General features: G+C 40.2%; 7 protein-coding genes. 2 read left to right on the top strand and 5 right to left on the bottom strand.

Features of this window, described 5'->3' with window-relative positions; translation table 11 throughout:
* Window positions 1-20: 20 nt before the first annotated feature.
* The 4 genes from N7931_RS00515 to N7931_RS00500 all read right to left on the bottom strand — a co-directional run bounded on the left by N7931_RS00515 (window position 21) and on the right by N7931_RS00500 (window position 8,526).
* Window positions 21-1,523 (bottom strand): tryptophan halogenase family protein, encoded by a 1,503-nt coding sequence (locus N7931_RS00515; protein WP_262791286.1) that lies wholly within the window; start codon window positions 1,521-1,523, stop codon window positions 21-23.
* Between the two features lie 204 nt (window positions 1,524-1,727).
* On the bottom strand, window positions 1,728-4,745 hold the full coding sequence (locus tag N7931_RS00510; protein WP_262791285.1) for a TonB-dependent receptor: 3,018 nt from the start codon (window positions 4,743-4,745) through the stop codon (window positions 1,728-1,730).
* A gap of 312 nt (window positions 4,746-5,057) precedes the next feature.
* Entirely contained in the window at window positions 5,058-5,747 is a 690-nt protein-coding gene (locus N7931_RS00505; RefSeq protein WP_262791284.1) for a DUF3800 domain-containing protein, read from the bottom strand.
* 211 nt (window positions 5,748-5,958) lie between these two features.
* Window positions 5,959-8,526: a glycoside hydrolase family 3 protein gene (locus N7931_RS00500; protein WP_262791283.1), complete on the bottom strand. Its 2,568-nt coding sequence runs from the start codon at window positions 8,524-8,526 to the stop codon at window positions 5,959-5,961.
* 379 nt (window positions 8,527-8,905) lie between these two features.
* On the opposite strand from N7931_RS00500, the gene N7931_RS00495 reads away from it, so the two are divergent.
* Both N7931_RS00495 and N7931_RS00490 read left to right on the top strand, forming a co-directional pair.
* Window positions 8,906-10,165 carry a sugar MFS transporter gene (locus N7931_RS00495; protein ID WP_262791282.1) on the top strand — a complete coding sequence of 420 codons (1,260 nt, stop codon included), beginning with the start codon at window positions 8,906-8,908 and terminating at the stop codon, window positions 10,163-10,165.
* A 91-nt stretch (window positions 10,166-10,256) separates the two neighbouring features.
* Window positions 10,257-11,387: a helix-turn-helix domain-containing protein gene (locus N7931_RS00490; RefSeq protein WP_262791281.1), complete on the top strand. Its 1,131-nt coding sequence runs from the start codon at window positions 10,257-10,259 to the stop codon at window positions 11,385-11,387.
* A 66-nt stretch (window positions 11,388-11,453) separates the two neighbouring features.
* Here N7931_RS00490 and N7931_RS00485 read toward each other — a convergent pair whose 3' ends face one another.
* Window positions 11,454-15,890: a glycosyl hydrolase gene (locus N7931_RS00485; RefSeq protein ID WP_262791280.1), complete on the bottom strand. Its 4,437-nt coding sequence runs from the start codon at window positions 15,888-15,890 to the stop codon at window positions 11,454-11,456.
* Window positions 15,891-15,944 lie beyond the last annotated feature (54 nt).

The raw sequence follows: 15,944 nt of genomic DNA, 5'->3' as shown, positions 1-15,944 counted from the left end.
AATTTCCTTTAATGCATTGGCTACTGAGACTGGCAATAACGCTCAATATAGGTTTTGTGCTCCGGCATGCGGCTAACTGTTTTTTGAATATTATGGCGTATATTGGTTAAAAATTGATTGAGTTCAGTTTCTGTCATGTTATCTGCAATCGGATGATAATGTTGGGGTGTTAGACCCTGACCCAGCATAACCTGTTGCCATGAATCTTCAAATAACTCGTCTCGTTCACGTAAAACCCGGCCGCTTTCTTTAAAGAGTTGTATTTTATCGTTGAGTGTATCTGGTATTGGCATATTGGCGCAGTGCCGCCAAAATGGACTGTCACGGCGATCGGTTACTTTATAATGCAAAATAATAAAATCTCGAATGCCAATTAGTTCAAGTTCGGCTTGTTTATTAAATTCGTGAATATTGCGGGTTTCAATCCCATTGAGTGGCAGCATTTGCATTAAGCGAATAATACTCGCCGAAATTAAATGAATGCTGGTGGATTCAAGTGGCTCTAAAAATCCGCTGGATAACCCAATGGCAACGCAGTTTTTATGCCATTGCTGGCGGCGTTTGCCGGTTTTAAAATTAATTTTGCGAATATCGGTGAGTTGTTCGCCATGCAAATTTTGTTTTAAAGTTTGCTCTGCTGTGCCGTCATCAACAAACTTGCTGCTGTAAACTAACCCGTTTCCGGCTCTGTGCTGAAGCGGAATGTTCCATTGCCAGCCAAATGAGTGGGCAATAGAGCGGGTGTAAGGTTTTGCTTGTCCGGTTAATTGGGTTTGAACCGCTAAAGCGCTGTCGGCGGGTAGCCAGTGTGACCAATCTTCAAATCCGGTATTAAGTGTTTGTTCAATTAACAATGCACGCATCCCTGTGCAGTCAATAAATAAATCGCCATTTAGGGTAAGTTGATTATCTAACGTCAGGCTTTCAATATAACCCGTTTGCGGATGTTGATGTATCTTATCTATTTTGCCCTCAATGCGTTTTACCCCATGTTGTTCGGCAAATTGGCGTAAATATTTGGCGTATAAAGTTGCATCTAAGTGAAATGCATAACCTAAACTATTATCCGGTAAATGGGCAAACTTGTTATTAAGTGCGGCTTGTAGCTCTAAATTATAATCGGCGAATGAATGCGTAATACCTTGGCGCTGGCCTTTTAACCAAAAGTGCTGAAATCCGCATGCCCAGCAATCTTGTCCGGTACGGCCAAAAGCATGAAAATAATCTTTATTAATAGCTCGCCAGTTTTCAAACTGAATACCCAATTTGAAAGTGGCTTGGGTCGCAGCCATCACTTCTCTTTCATCTAAGCCGAGCAGCCTGTGGTAATAAATTAGAGTCGGGATGGTGGCTTCACCTACACCAACTGTGCCGATCTGTTCTGACTCTATCAGCTTGATATTTAAGCTATTACCAAATAATTTACCAAAAGCCGCCGCTGTCATCCAACCTGCGGTGCCACCGCCAGCAATCACAATATTTTTCAGTTTTTCATTTGTATTTGGATGATTATTTTGCTGCATAAATGGCCTGCATTGTTTGTTAATTGAATAGCGTTACGTATCTTTATAGTTCAGCATTATTTACCGATTTTTAATTTATGTAGATCGGCATTTATTTAGTTTTAACAGGCTAAAGCCCGACCTACAAAGGCTTATCTCAAGCGGTTAAATGGGGCAAAAGCGAGAGGGCTTATTTGCCCTCTATTTAAGCTTTATTACTCGATATTAAAAGGTATATCTTGCCCCTATATTATATCTGGGTGCCATTTGACGTAAGTTGAGTAACATACGTTCGTGGCGACCATGCTCACGGGTATATTCGTCGGTAATATTTATCCCTTCTAAAAATACCTGTAAGTTTTCAGATACATCATAACTAAAGTTAACATCAACCTGTCCATAAGCTTCGGTATATCTTGGGTTATTACGACCGTTTGCATTGGTCGAAGTTAAAAAAGTATCCCGCCAGTTGTAGGCGATACGGAGCGACATTTTATCGTTTTCATAAAAACCGATTAAATTTGCAGAATCGCCAAACCCTTCAATGGCAAACTGTGGCGTTAAAATCGAGTTATCAAAATCAACATCGCCTTTTGCTATTGTTGCATTTGCAGTAATCCCGAATCCGGTATCGCTAAACACATGCTGAATCGCCATTTCGTAACCATATAAACTTGCTTGTTGATCACTATTGGTTGGAACCGATATTCTAAAATCTGCTAATGGATCGGCCAATTCACCTTCTGTTATCGGTACAATGGTAATATTGCCTCGTTCATCAACCGTGACTCCTTGGGTATAATTATCGGCAATATACTGGCGAATTAACTGGTTAGAGGTTAAGCCGGCGTTTCTGGCTGCCTGCGCTCTTGGGCCAGCTCCTGGGTTACGCAAGCCAAATGCGTTTTCTATGACAGATTCTGTGCCTATATAGTTTTTTACCTCTTTACGGAAAAAACCAAATGCGGCATAGCTGGCATCATCGTAATACCATTCAACGGCTAAATCATAATTATCTGATTCAAGCGGTAATAAGGCCGGATTACCGCGCGAGCCACCGCCTTCAACTGATGTCATTTGTGTGCCTAAGGTTTTACCGCCTTGCATATCACCATAGCTTGGGCGAGAAATCGCTTTACTATATGAGGCACGTAGTTTTACATCATCTACAGGCTCTACTGCAAAATCGAAACTCGGTAAAAAGTTACTATAATCACCGGATTCTTCGGTATAAGTAGAAATAGCGACACCATTTTCATCTTCTTGCGGAATTAAGGCTATTTCGTTTTCACTTGCCCAACGCACCCCTGAATAGGCAGGTACTTTCGCGCGGGCAAAGGTTTTGGTTTCTTCGTATCTAAAACCCGCAACAATATTGGCTGGCATATCACCAATATCAAATAATAAGTTAGTTTGCAGATAAACCGAGTTCATTTCTTCTTCGGTGATTCTATCGGTCGTAAAGTTATCACCGCCGCAGAACTTAGGACCACAAGGCCACTCTGTGGTATTGTCTGTTGAAAAGTTTTGAGCAATAAAATCAGCCAGAGTTTCAAAATCCCAGTCGATATAATGCGGGGTTAAGTCCGGATCTGAATGTCCCGGTATTTTATCGAACTGATCCGCTAAAGACTCTTTGCTAAACCAGCTATCATCAAAATCGGCCGGATCACCCACACCGCCCCAGCTATTACGGGTTGCACTTGCGTATTTAGAATGGTTATTGACTTTGGCCTGATTTAGCCCAAAATCTATGCTTTCAACAATGCCATCATCAAAAACATATTTACCTTTTAATTGCGCCTGTTTTACATCAGAAGCTTCATAATTGTTACCAAAATTACTGCCTGCTGCCAGCATATCTTCAGGTTCAAAACCTTCAACACCATCCGGATAATCAAAATTCATTACCGGAAACTCTTGCGTAAAATCCGTTGTCTGGCGAATACGCTGTTGTGAGATTAGCGCCAGAGTACCCCAAGATCCATAAGGACTATTTGGTTCATGTTTGGCTTCTGAATCATGGTAATCCAGCTCCATGCTTAAATTATCATTTACCTGATATTTTAAATTTAAGCCAATTGAGTTATTCGTATTTTTTGTGCCCGAATAAGAACGCCCAGAGTTAATACCTGTGCCTTTTACTTCGCCCACTTTGGCCTGCGCATAAGCGTCAGTATCTTGATATTGCATTGGGTACACAACCCCATTTTTATCTGGTTCAGACCAAATCAGAGTTGAGTAGCTATAATCGCGTGAAAACCAAGCCGACATATCGGTTAATTCACGATCAATTGTTTTAGAAGAATGCGTAAAATCTAAACGGGCAGTTAAATTATCGGTTGGTTTATATTCTAATACTATCTGACCATTCACTCGGGTGCGGTAAGCTTCATTTAACTGATAAACTAAATTTTGGGGTACGCCATAAATAATGCCTTCTGCTGGCTTATTTAAGGTTGCGCCTTGAGGATCAACATCTGGCAGCGCACCCGGTAAAGGGTTGCCGTTTTCATCTGTATCCTGACCAGAAATAAACGTATGCCAGCCAGAATCAACCGACGCATTTGAATTACCACTATGACGTTTTTGGTAACTGCCGGTAATGGCAACACCAAATGTATCATCGGCAAAAGTATTGCTGTAAATCCCTGAAATTTCAGGTGTCCATTTATCCCCTTTTTTGGTGGACTGATCATTAACGGCTTTTACACCAAACGACGCTTTTAAACCCGGATTAGCTAATGGGCGCGGCGTAATAATGTTGATTGTTCCACCCATACCACCAGTTGGAATAGACGCTTTACTGGTTTTGTAAACTTCAACCGCGCTGACGCTTTCAGAAGCTAAATCTGAAAAATCAAATGAGCGGGTAGGGGTTGGCATTTGACGACCATTTAATAACACTAAATTTCGTGATGGCCCCATACCGCGAATTGTCACCTGAGCACCTTCACCGTCTGAACGGTTAATTGAAATGCCGGTAATGCGTTGGAGTGATTCGGCTAAGTTAGTATCTGGAAATTTACCAATATCTTCCGATGAAATCGCATCAACGACGCCAAAGCTGTCACGCTTAACATCCATTGCGCGGATCATACTGCCACGAATCCCTTTTACATTGATAACTTCTACTTCTTCATTATTATTTTCAGCAGCCGTTGCCGGTAACATCATGCTGGCACTTAATAACAGAGAAACCTGTGCTGCCAACTGAGTTTTTTTAAATTTTGTTTTACCCATGTGTTTAACCTTTGCGTGTTAATCAATAATTTTACACTTAAAACCGGCTTAAAACCCAGCCGGTTAAATATAAATGATTCGATATTTTTACACTTATCATTAACAAAAATGAAAAGCATGGGATGAGGTTACGTCTCGATTGAAGTTATGTCGTTTTAGTTGTAAATAAAGTTAGAATTAGAACGTTCGGATCGTTAAAACGAACTATTTATAAAATTAATGCATTGATTTATAAGTTTTTTAATTTATAGGTGGGGAATTTAAGTATTAGCATTTTTTTTACATGAAACAGGGGAGGAAAGATAATTATAGCTATATAGCAAGGTGTAATCCATGTTGTACACCACCAAAGTAATCGAACTTCTTTTCAATAATATCTGAGAATTGAGGATCATTTTTTTCGTACTTTCTAAATAAAGCATATGCAACTAAATCAGCTAACTGAATTAACCTTGTTGCAGTTGAGTCTACAAAAACAGGAACCTCAGCCATATTTCTTAAATTTCCCCATTCATGTCCATTTGTTTTAAACTCTGTAGCTAATGCTTGTATAGGTGCTTCTTTACTGCTTTTATCAAATAAAACCAATCCTCTTTGAGTATTTTTGAAATGTAAATGCTCACGAGTTAAAAAATGATCAAATCTAGTAATCAATTGTTGAAAAGTATAATGAACGGGATCTTCAGGGGATATCGCCTGCTTTTTGACTATAGATGCAATAATTTTGTAATGTTTACCATCAATCAGATTTAATGCATCTTTTATTGCATTCAAACGAGCTTCTTTCGGAAATTTTCTCCAAAGTTTACGGCCAGCTAACATAGGAGCGCCATGTAACTCTACAGAGTTAGGGTCTTGAGGGTTAAACCTAGATGCTATTTTGTCTAATTCAAGAGATAGCCAGTGCGCTTTTCGTTCAAAAACTGTTACACCAGCTAGAATAAAATGTTCTTGGTCTGCACCACCTGGGGTTCCAGATTCATCGGCATACAGTAAAAACAAAAAACCACCTTTGGTAATAGTTTATTTATCAAATCGGCTAGGATTATAAGGAAAGAAGGCGGCGGAAAGGTTTAAGATAACCAGTGCACCACAGTAAGGCAGCCCACTAAGCAAGTTATTTCCAACCGCAAAATGAGTATAATCAATTAATCTTGTTGACTCAAGTAGTATTCAAAACAGCCAGCAACTGGCTGTTTTGGGTTGATGAAAATTATTGACAATTAATATCAGCATTATCTGCTGATTTTGGTTTCCAGCTTACTTCGGCAAATGAAATTTTTGCTTTACCATCGGTTGCTAGTGCAAACGGTGAATCTAATTCGCTAAAGTTAATTCCGGTTTGTTCAAAACAGTTTAAGGCAACACTGATATTGTGCCATTGTTGTTTAGGTAAGGTATTTAATAGCTCATTTAATTCTACACCGGCTTGCTGTTTGCCCGATTGCATATTGAGTTTAAAACTGCCTTGCGGCATTTGTTCAACTCTCATATTAACCGTGAGTGCAGTATGATTATTCAGATAAACCGACATATCATGCGGTTCACTCCAGGCTAAATAAGCGGATGCTAAACTAACACCAGCCCAAGTCAGCAGTCTGGCATCTTCCTGCACGTTTTTATCCGTGGTTTTTAAATGCAAATTATCAGAGCCTTGAGTGGTGACTATGCTGGTTGCAACCGGCACTGCCCAGCTTGCTTTGTCACCTAAATATAAACCTAAATCTTGCTGCGGCTGTGAATCAAATAAAACGACAGCTTCATCTAAGTCCACTTCAAATTTTACTTGTGCAATTTCATTTAAAGTATCTGGCAGATTAATATTGTCTTGATAGGTTAAGCCATAACCATAAGGAAATAACGGATCGTAATTTTGATCGCCGACATTTAATACCACCTGAGCATCTGATTTTGGCCACGAATAAGCCAATTTACCGCTAAAGTCATAATTAACCTCGCCATTGGTTTTGCTTAATAATACATCTGCAATTCCAATCCCTTCAGAGCCGGGCAGCCAAGCCGCAACAAAAGCATCAGATGCATTTAGTTCAGCATTTACCCACAGTGGGCGGCCAGATAAAAATACAGAAACGACCGGAATGCCTTGAGCTTTTAATTTATTCAATAATTTAATATCGCGTTTATTGCCTCTTTGGTACTCAATGCCCTCAATATCACCAACACCTTCGGCATACGGGTTTTCACCAAATACCACAATGGCAACATCTGGTTTTTGAGTAAAATCCCCGTTTTGATTAAGCTCAGTTTTTCCGCCTGCATTATCGACAGCCTGTTTAATGCCATCGTAAATTGAACTGGCGCCCGGAAAATCAGAATTTTTATTACCTGTGCCTTGCCATGAAATTGTCCAACCACCACTTTGTTTGCCAATATCATCAGCGCCGCTGCCAGCGACTAAAATATGTTGGCTTGGATTAATTGGTAAAACTTGCTGATTATTTTTAAGTAACACTAAAGATTCTCGAACAGCCTGACGTGCAAGTTGTCTGTGCTGTGTTGCCCCTAACAAACTTTGCTCACCGGCAAATGCACGATTAATGGGTGACTCGCCATTAAATAAACCAGCACGCATTTTTACCCGCAAAATACGGCGTACGGCATCATCAATTCTGGCAATTGAAATTTCGCCGCTTTTCACTTGAGATACCGTATTTTCATACATGGCTTTCCATTCATTAGGCACCATAATGATATCGACACCGGCATTTATCGCTTGTGCACAGCTTGCGTTTGAACAGCCGGTCACTTGGCCATGACCGTCCCAGTCGCCAACCACTAAGCCGTCAAATCCCATTTTTTGTTTTAATACTGTAGTTAACATGGAATGGTTGCCATGCATTTTTTCTCCATGCCAGCTATTAAACGAGGCCATAATTGTCTGCACACCTTCTTCAATTGCACTCACATAACCTTGTGCATGTAGGCGAACTAAATCTGCTTCTGAGGCTAAATTATTTCCCTGATCTATGCCTAAATCTGTGCCGCCATCGCCTAAAAAATGTTTGGCCGTTGCGATGACTGTACCGTCGCCCATAAAGTTTTTACCAGCTTCGCCTTGCATGCCTTTTACCATAGCGCTGGCATATTGTTTTACAAGCTCAGGATCTTCTGAATATCCCTCATAAGTTCGCCCCCATCTGTCATCACGTACCACAGCAACGGTCGGCGCAAATACCCAATCAATACCGGTTACTTGAACAATTTTGGCTGTCGCTGCGCCAATTTTTTCAATTAACTCTGGGTTATGCATAGCGCCCAACCCAATATTATGCGGATAAACAGTCGCCCCTATCACATTATTATGGCCATGTACTGCGTCTGTACCCCACATAGTGGGAATGTTGTTTCCATCTAGGCTATCGTCCACCGATGCTTGATACATTTCTTCGGCTAAATCTGCCCAGTCCTGCATGCTGGCGTATTTATCATTATTCGGAAACGCGCCGCCGCCATTTAAATAAGAACCAAAGCCATATTTGCGCATATCTTCTACATCAAATGCTCTAATTTCAGGTTGGATCATTTGAGCGACTTTTTGTTCAATCGTCATCTTGTTAATGATTTGACTGATTTTAGCTTCATCATCTTGATTGATTTTTATTTTGCTTTTTACTTCTGGCCACACATCTGGATTAGCGATTGAGCTAACCGCAGTGGTGGTGCTTGCCTGTTCGCTGGTGGTTTGATGGCTACAGGCCGCCAAACTAAAAATGGCTGCCAGTGCCAAACTTAACTGAGTTTTTGGATAATTTAACTTCAAAATATTAACTCCTGAATTGAGGTTTTAGTGCAGATTAATTTAAATTGTAAGCAAACTGTTAAGTGGCTTCGTCAGTGAACTGGCACAAACTGGCAATTAGAACGTTCGAGATTAAATAAAACGCAAGTTATCAATTTAATTGGTTGATAAATATTGAAAATGTTATTTTGTTGGTCTATGGTCAGTTAATTTTAATTAATCAAATTTAAATAGATTAAGTGTGTTTTTAGCGTTCTTATTGGGATAAGAACGTTCTGTTTTGTGTTTTTGGCTTTGCTGAGACGATTATTTTGTAATTTAAATTTACGATTTTTGTAAATAACTATTGCTCAGGTTTATGAGCAAAGGTTGAATTATTTAACTTACTTTTGGAGTCGTCATGGCAGGCGCATTTAATCATTCTAATCACGTCAAAGCAGGTCAAAGTTCAGTACAGGCTAAATATGTTAGTTCGTTAATCTGGTTAACCAGTTTATTTTTTATTTGGGGATTTTTAACCAGTTTAAACGATATTTTAATCCCGCATTTAAAGCAGGTGTTTTCATTAAATTATACCCAAGCAATGCTTATTCAAAGCTGCTTTTTTGGGGCTTATTTTATTGTCTCGATTCCGGCTGGTCAGTTGGTTAAAAAAATTGGTTATAAAAACGGAATTGTGGTTGGGTTAATTGGGGTTGCACTGGGTTGTGTGGCCATTTATCCATCAGCGTTAATGGTTTCGTATCCTTGTTTTTTAGCTTCTTTATTTTTGTTGGCTTCCGGCGTGACGATTTTGCAGGTATCAGCTAATCCGTATGTCACTATTTTAGGATCGCCAGATACAGCCTCTGAGCGTTTAACTATGACTCAGGCGTTTAACTCTTTGGGTACAACCATAGCACCACTATTTGGCGCTGCGTTTATTTTATCTGAAATCAGCAACTTAGATCATTCGGTTAAGTCAGTTCAATTGCCTTATATGTTAATTGCATTAACAGTTTTTTTGGTGGCTTTACTGTTTTATAAATTACAACTGCCACAAATAGAAAGCGAACCACAACAGGCATTGGCTAATACATCATCTGTACTTGAGCATAAACATTTAATGCTGGGCACTGTCGGCTTGTTTTTATATGTGGGGGCAGAGGTGTCTATTGGCAGCTTTTTGGTCAATTTTATTGCTGAACCAAGTATTGCTGGTTTACATGAGTCTCAGGCTGCGCGTTATATTGCGCTGTATTGGGGTGGCGCTATGATAGGGCGATTTATTGGCTCAATTATTATGCGAAAAATAAAAGCAAGATATGTGCTGGCTTTTAATGGTATTGCTGCGATTGTTTGTTTATTGATTGCCATTTTCAGCAGTGGTTATTTAGCTATGTATGCTGTGTTATTAACCGGATTATGCAATTCAATTATGTTTCCGACTATTTTTAGTTTGTCTTTGGTTGGTTTAGGTGCACAGACCAGTCAGGCATCTGGCTTGTTGTGTTTGGCGATTGTTGGCGGGGCAATTTTACCGTTAATTCAAGGCGTTGTAGCAGATATCTGGCATGTTCAAATTTCGTTTTTAATCCCGGCTGCCTGTTATATTTTTATTGTCTTTTTTGCATTATCTGCACCGGTTAAAAAAGTGTGTACTTTAATGCGTGCAGGATAATTTAGGCTTAATTGTTGATTTTATGTAAAATATAGCTAAATCAAGGTAACATATATCATTTTGCAGTTTTTTCAGTAGGTATCGAAAATAGATGGATAAAACTTTATTTAATCTTCACGACCTGATTTTGTTGTTGACGGCTTTTGAAAGTTTAGCAATTGTTGTTTTTTTATTTGTGACTAAAAAAACAAAAAATTTAGCTATCTGTCTGTTAATTGCCTTTTTTGCCGTGCGCGCCAGTATTTCGTTTCACGAACTGGTGCTGTGGGGTAGCACGTTCAGATATTGGGTATTAGATCTTTCTCCTAATTTATTTTTAATTTTTAACTTTTCTTATTGGCTGGACGCACCGCTGATTTATTTGTATGTCTGCGCTGTACTCAATCCTAACTTTAAACTTAAAGTTTACCATTTAGCGCACGCTATATTGGCAGCTGTGTTTATTGGCTATTTAATCGCTGACTTTTACCTGCTGCCTGTTGCAGTAAAAGATCAGTTAATCAGAACTTATTCGTTTGCTGATTTAGATTTTGTCACCGTTGATTTTATCGCCAAATTAGTGCGGTTAATATATTTAGCGGCTGCAATCAGGCTAATTCAAATTCATTTTAAACAAAATGAGCAGGGGAGTTCGCCGCCTTGGTTATTACAGGTGATTATTGCTTATACCGCCATTTTAGGGTGGGAGCTGGTATTAAGCGCGATGAAGGTATACCACTCAATTTGGGGATTAAGCCATTATGATTTGGTTGAAATTATTGGGCTAAGTGATTATTACATGCTGTTTGCTTTGACCAATGTAGTGGTATTTTTAGCGGTTAATCATTTTTCGATGACTGATCAGCAAAAGCGAAAAATAGCAGCAGTTAAAGAGCCGGTTAATATGGAATATGTTACAAGGCTCGAAACTGCGATGGAGCAGGATAAATTATATCTAAATCCAAATTTATCGTTTGAGCGTATGGCCGAAAAAGTGGATATTCCGGTGAAAGATTTATCTGCCACGATTAACCGTCATTATCAAATTAACTTTTATGAGTTTATTAATAATTACCGGATTAACGAGGCTAAACGTTTATTAGAAGACCCGGCACAAAATCACCGCAGTATCACTGATATATTTTACGATGCCGGTTTTAACAGTAAGTCGGTTTATAATACCTTGTTTAAAAAGAAATTTAATATGACGCCCAGCCAGTTCCGTAAAACCATAACAAAATAATTAATTCATTCATGGAATAAAAAAGCCAGAGTTCACTCTGGCTTTTGGGATTAACTTGAGTCAGGTTTATTGATTATTTAAGTCATCATATTTAACTGAGTATTCTTTAATAATGTCACAAACTGGTTCATGAAGATCCAGGTTAATGGTATCTCCCTCTACGTTACTGCCCGGTGCACCTAATGTGGTGATTGAAAACTCAGCCGAGCTTATAGTGCAATAATACTGGAAGCCATCGTTATTGGCTGACCAGCCGCCGGAATATTCGCCATAAGGACCTGAGCACCACTGACAACTGCCGGTATTACCGTTACCCCATTCAAGGCCAGATAATTGCCAGCTTAACATGCCGCCAATTGAGTCTTTTAGCTCCCATGCTTTGGCGTACCAGTCTGTAAATAACTCAGCTCGTTTTGCTAAACCAGCAGCAATGGTACCGGTCGCTGCACCACTTGGGTTACCTTCCTGACGAACCACATTGGCAGGCCAGCTAAATTCACCAATGTAAGCCGGTTTATCTAATTCTTGTGCAAGTTGAGCTAATAAATCAAAGTTTTCAATGGTTTCAGCATCCGACATACTCCACCATGTTGGATATAAATGTGCACTAATGGCATCAATATTCGGGTTTTCGTTTAATAGTTTTAAATTTTCATAACTATCATTCGCCCCTGAATGTTCAAATGAGGATTCCATCCCAATCGAAACTAATTGGTTTGGCGCGACTTGTGAAATATGAGCGGATATATCGTCGACCCAAGTTTTAAAGCCTTCAAGGTCAGAGCCAATGCGGGGTTCATTTGCTAGTTCCCACATCATTATGGTTGGATCTTCGTTATATTTAAGACCGGTGAATTGGTTCGTATGATTAACCAAGCGGGTAATAAATTGTTTAAATTGTTCGCGTCCGGTTTCATCAGCGTAACCACCGTAAGTATTTATACTACCAAAGAAGTTCCAATGGTCGGCCAGTGATAATACTAAACGAATACCTCGTTCTTCAGCTAAAGCAACATAATTGTCAAATAGCTCAAAACTGCGGTCAATAATAGCTTGTTGCTCGGCGGTACGTTCTGACGGTTCCATACTGAGTAAAAAGTTATCGCCAACCTTCATGTTAATGCAAACACCATCATGCGTTTTTGTATCATTACAGAACATCCAAGTTCTTACGACATCTAACCCTAGATGAGCGGCGCGATCAAAAAAGTCTTTCGCCATATCTTCTGGTTTGTACATTAAATAATATTGGTTTGAACCGTTAAAATAAAATGGCTTATTGCCTAATACAAACTGAGAACCTGCGGTTTCAACAAATTGTGGACCTGTTACTTCACCTACTGTAACACGTAGGCTTTCACGAATATCAGTCCCGTCAAGGCTTAGCTTGACTCGGTAAACGCCATCACCCTGATTAGCAATAGTTAACGGACTTTCGCCGGTATAGGCGATAGCGTCTGCACCATTTAACGAGTAGGTGAGTGTGCTACTGCCATATTTTGCATACTCAATTACAATATCTGAACCCGTTGGGATTTGGCTGAGAGTTGCCGGGCTATTAATTTGCAAGCCACCGAGTAAATCGACTTTTAAGCTATGCAAAGCCATATAACCCCAGTTTCCGCTACGGGCTACCATACCTACACTATGTTCTCCGGCAGATAGCTGCAAAGTTTGAGTTAGAGTAGTTGGGGTTTCTGAATCAAATGTTTGAGAAGTGCCACTACCGTCTACAACAAAGGTATTTACTTTAGAGCCATCTGGCGTGCTGTAGGTTAGGGTAATACGGTATTCACCCGGAATATCAATATTAAAATTCCAAATGGCCTCTGAACCTTCTTCTGTTAAATAAACTGAATCGTCTCTGAGTTCCGTTCCGCCAGCAATACTTGCCTGCTCAAAACTATAAGTTTGGCTTTGAACTGGCTCAACTGGAAGATCTGTTGGGTCAGTGGGATCGGTTGGGTTAGTGGGATCGGTTGGATCTGTCGGGTCAGTTGGATCTGTCGGGTCAGTGGGATCTGTCGGGTCAGTCGGGTCGGTTGGATCAGTTGGTAATGTCGGAAAGCTAAAGTCATTATCGTAAACATTGCCCATAGTATCGCCAAATACCGTTTTAGAGCTGTTATAAAAATCAATAAAGTCATTCGCATCGGCTGAACCGTCATTTTCAAATGGTACAACAAACTGATCTTCACGGTTAATTGGATTTCTCCAAACTAACAGGTAGGAAATCCCTAATGTTTCAGGGTAGGCTTCAAAAACTGGCATTAAATGTTTTGTAAACCATTCGGTTTGATCTTTTAAACGGCCGGTTTCTGAAAGTGCAGCTGGTTTGCCTTCTTGTTTAGCAAACGCGACAATATCACGAAATACGGTTGCAAAACGTTCAGATTCGCCGCCCGCCTCGTAAGGTTGTTCTAATTGCCAATAGTTATCCTGTGCGATTATGTCTACATAATCACTGCCCGGATACATAGCTTTGTAATGTTTTTCAACACCTTGTCCGTCCCAGTTCCATAACCAGTCAGAGCAGAATGCATAAATTAAGTTATCAACTGCTAACTCGTCACGTAAATAAGTAACAGTGAACTGATAAAGTTGCTTAAATGCATCAATTGTAGCTTGGTCGGCATCACCCGGTTGGCCATTTTGTCCGCCATAAGCGCCAATGCCCCACCAGAAAAAATCACCACTTGCCTCATGCCAAGGGCGGAAAATAACCGGAATTCGAGTACCGTTTTCATCTTTTAAATTTTTGAAAAATTGAGCAATTAAAGTGAGTCTGTCTTTTAAAGCCTGATGCGCTGAGCCTCCCGGCAATACCTCAAATAAGGTGTTACCACTGGTATCCCAACTTGAGCCGGTAATATTGCCCGGCGTTGCTAAATGCTCAGTTACAAAATTAGGTGCATGGTAGCTAACTGTTACTATGCCACCACGTTTATAAGCATCTATCATATTTTGGCGGTAAGTTTCCCACGGCACACCATCAATATTTTGATCTGTGGTAATACCGGCAATATCGAAGCCGTAGACCGCAGGCATTGCACCAGTTACATCCTGAACATCTGAAGCAATCGGGCGATAAGCTACGGTTGGATCTTCATGTTGCCATGCAGACCATTTAGCGCCGTTATCATCACGTCCGTATGAGGTTGTATCTTGCTGACCAAAGAAAAATCTATCATCAGGTACAGCTTTTAAGGTTTGGTATAATGCTTTGGTTTCTGTTGTGGCATTTGAGGTCACTAAATCACTTTCAATAACGGGATCAGTTTGTTCAATAACATCCACTATTAAGTCAATAGGTTGAGCATTGATAAACTCTATACCATAACGAACCCGATACGAGTCATGAAAGCGGCTTAAATAACTGGCTTTAAAAACAAGCTGATTATTGGAAAAAGTATAATCTTCACCTTCGGTTAATAGCTTTCCGCTATCAACATAGATAACATCCTGCCCACCAGCAGATGGCGTTACGCCTTTTAAGCGAACGCCTGTGAAAGTGTCTGTGCCTTCATCTAAACCAATGAGCAAATCCTGATTGTCTGTCAGATTATAAATTGTGCTGCTTACAGAGAGAGCCGGTGGAACCTCAACAACTTCTGGTGGGTTAATTTGCACGCTTTCAATATCAATATAGCCCCAGTTGCCATTTGAACCATCAATGCCAATTGTGTGAAGTCCGGCAGATAAAGTTACCGGCCCTAAAGTAATATTTTGCCCGGCGGATGAGTTGGTGGTGACATTTATATATTGTCCGTCAACATAAAATGTATTTGATTTTTCGCCATAAGGGGAAGTGATACTAAAAACAGCTTCAGAAGAAACCTGAGTGCTTACATTCACCTGCCATTCTGCTTTACCTTGATTAAGGTGAATAATATTGCCGTCTAGCTCTGCTCCATTGGTTAAGTTGGCGTCATTTACGTTAAGCACTAAAGGATTTTGAGTATCAGAATATTCTACTATATTGCCTTGTTGTGGCGGGGTGTCATCTACTATACAGCTTTGGTTGTTTTCCCAGCCCCAGCCATCACCGTCAGGATCTGAATCTGCTGAAGAGCAGGTTGGATATTCGGTAGGTTCAGGATCGGGCTGGTTAACAATGATACAACTTTGTTCATTTTCCCAGCCCCAACCGTCACCGTCCGGATCTGAATCTTGGGAAGTACAGACCGGATAATCCGACGCTTGTGAAGTTGGTTCGCCATCTGTCTCTGGTTCTTCTGGCGCCTGTGGATCGGGTTCTGTTGTGGTATCACAATCACTTAAAAATTCCCAAGGCCCCCATTGATTGGTTTTATCTGGTGCTTGGTTTTGTACCCACCATTTGGCTGTATATTCAGCGTTAAGGTATGAAACCGTTTCTCCGCCTTGGTATTGAGTGTCTGCTGACCATGCCGGAGCTTCACACTCAGCTGCATGTGCTACATGGCTTATTGTGCCAAGAGCCGTTAAGCAGGCTAACAAGGTTTTTTTTCGATTAAATATCATGAGATATCTCCAAGTTTGTTAGTATTATTTTGTCTAAAATTTAGACAGGACAAA

The organism is Catenovulum sp. 2E275, assembly GCF_025515275.1.
GTDB lineage: Bacteria > Pseudomonadota > Gammaproteobacteria > Enterobacterales > Alteromonadaceae > Catenovulum.
Note: the sequence above shows the minus strand (reverse complement) of the source record. Positions and strands in the feature narration are given on the sequence as shown.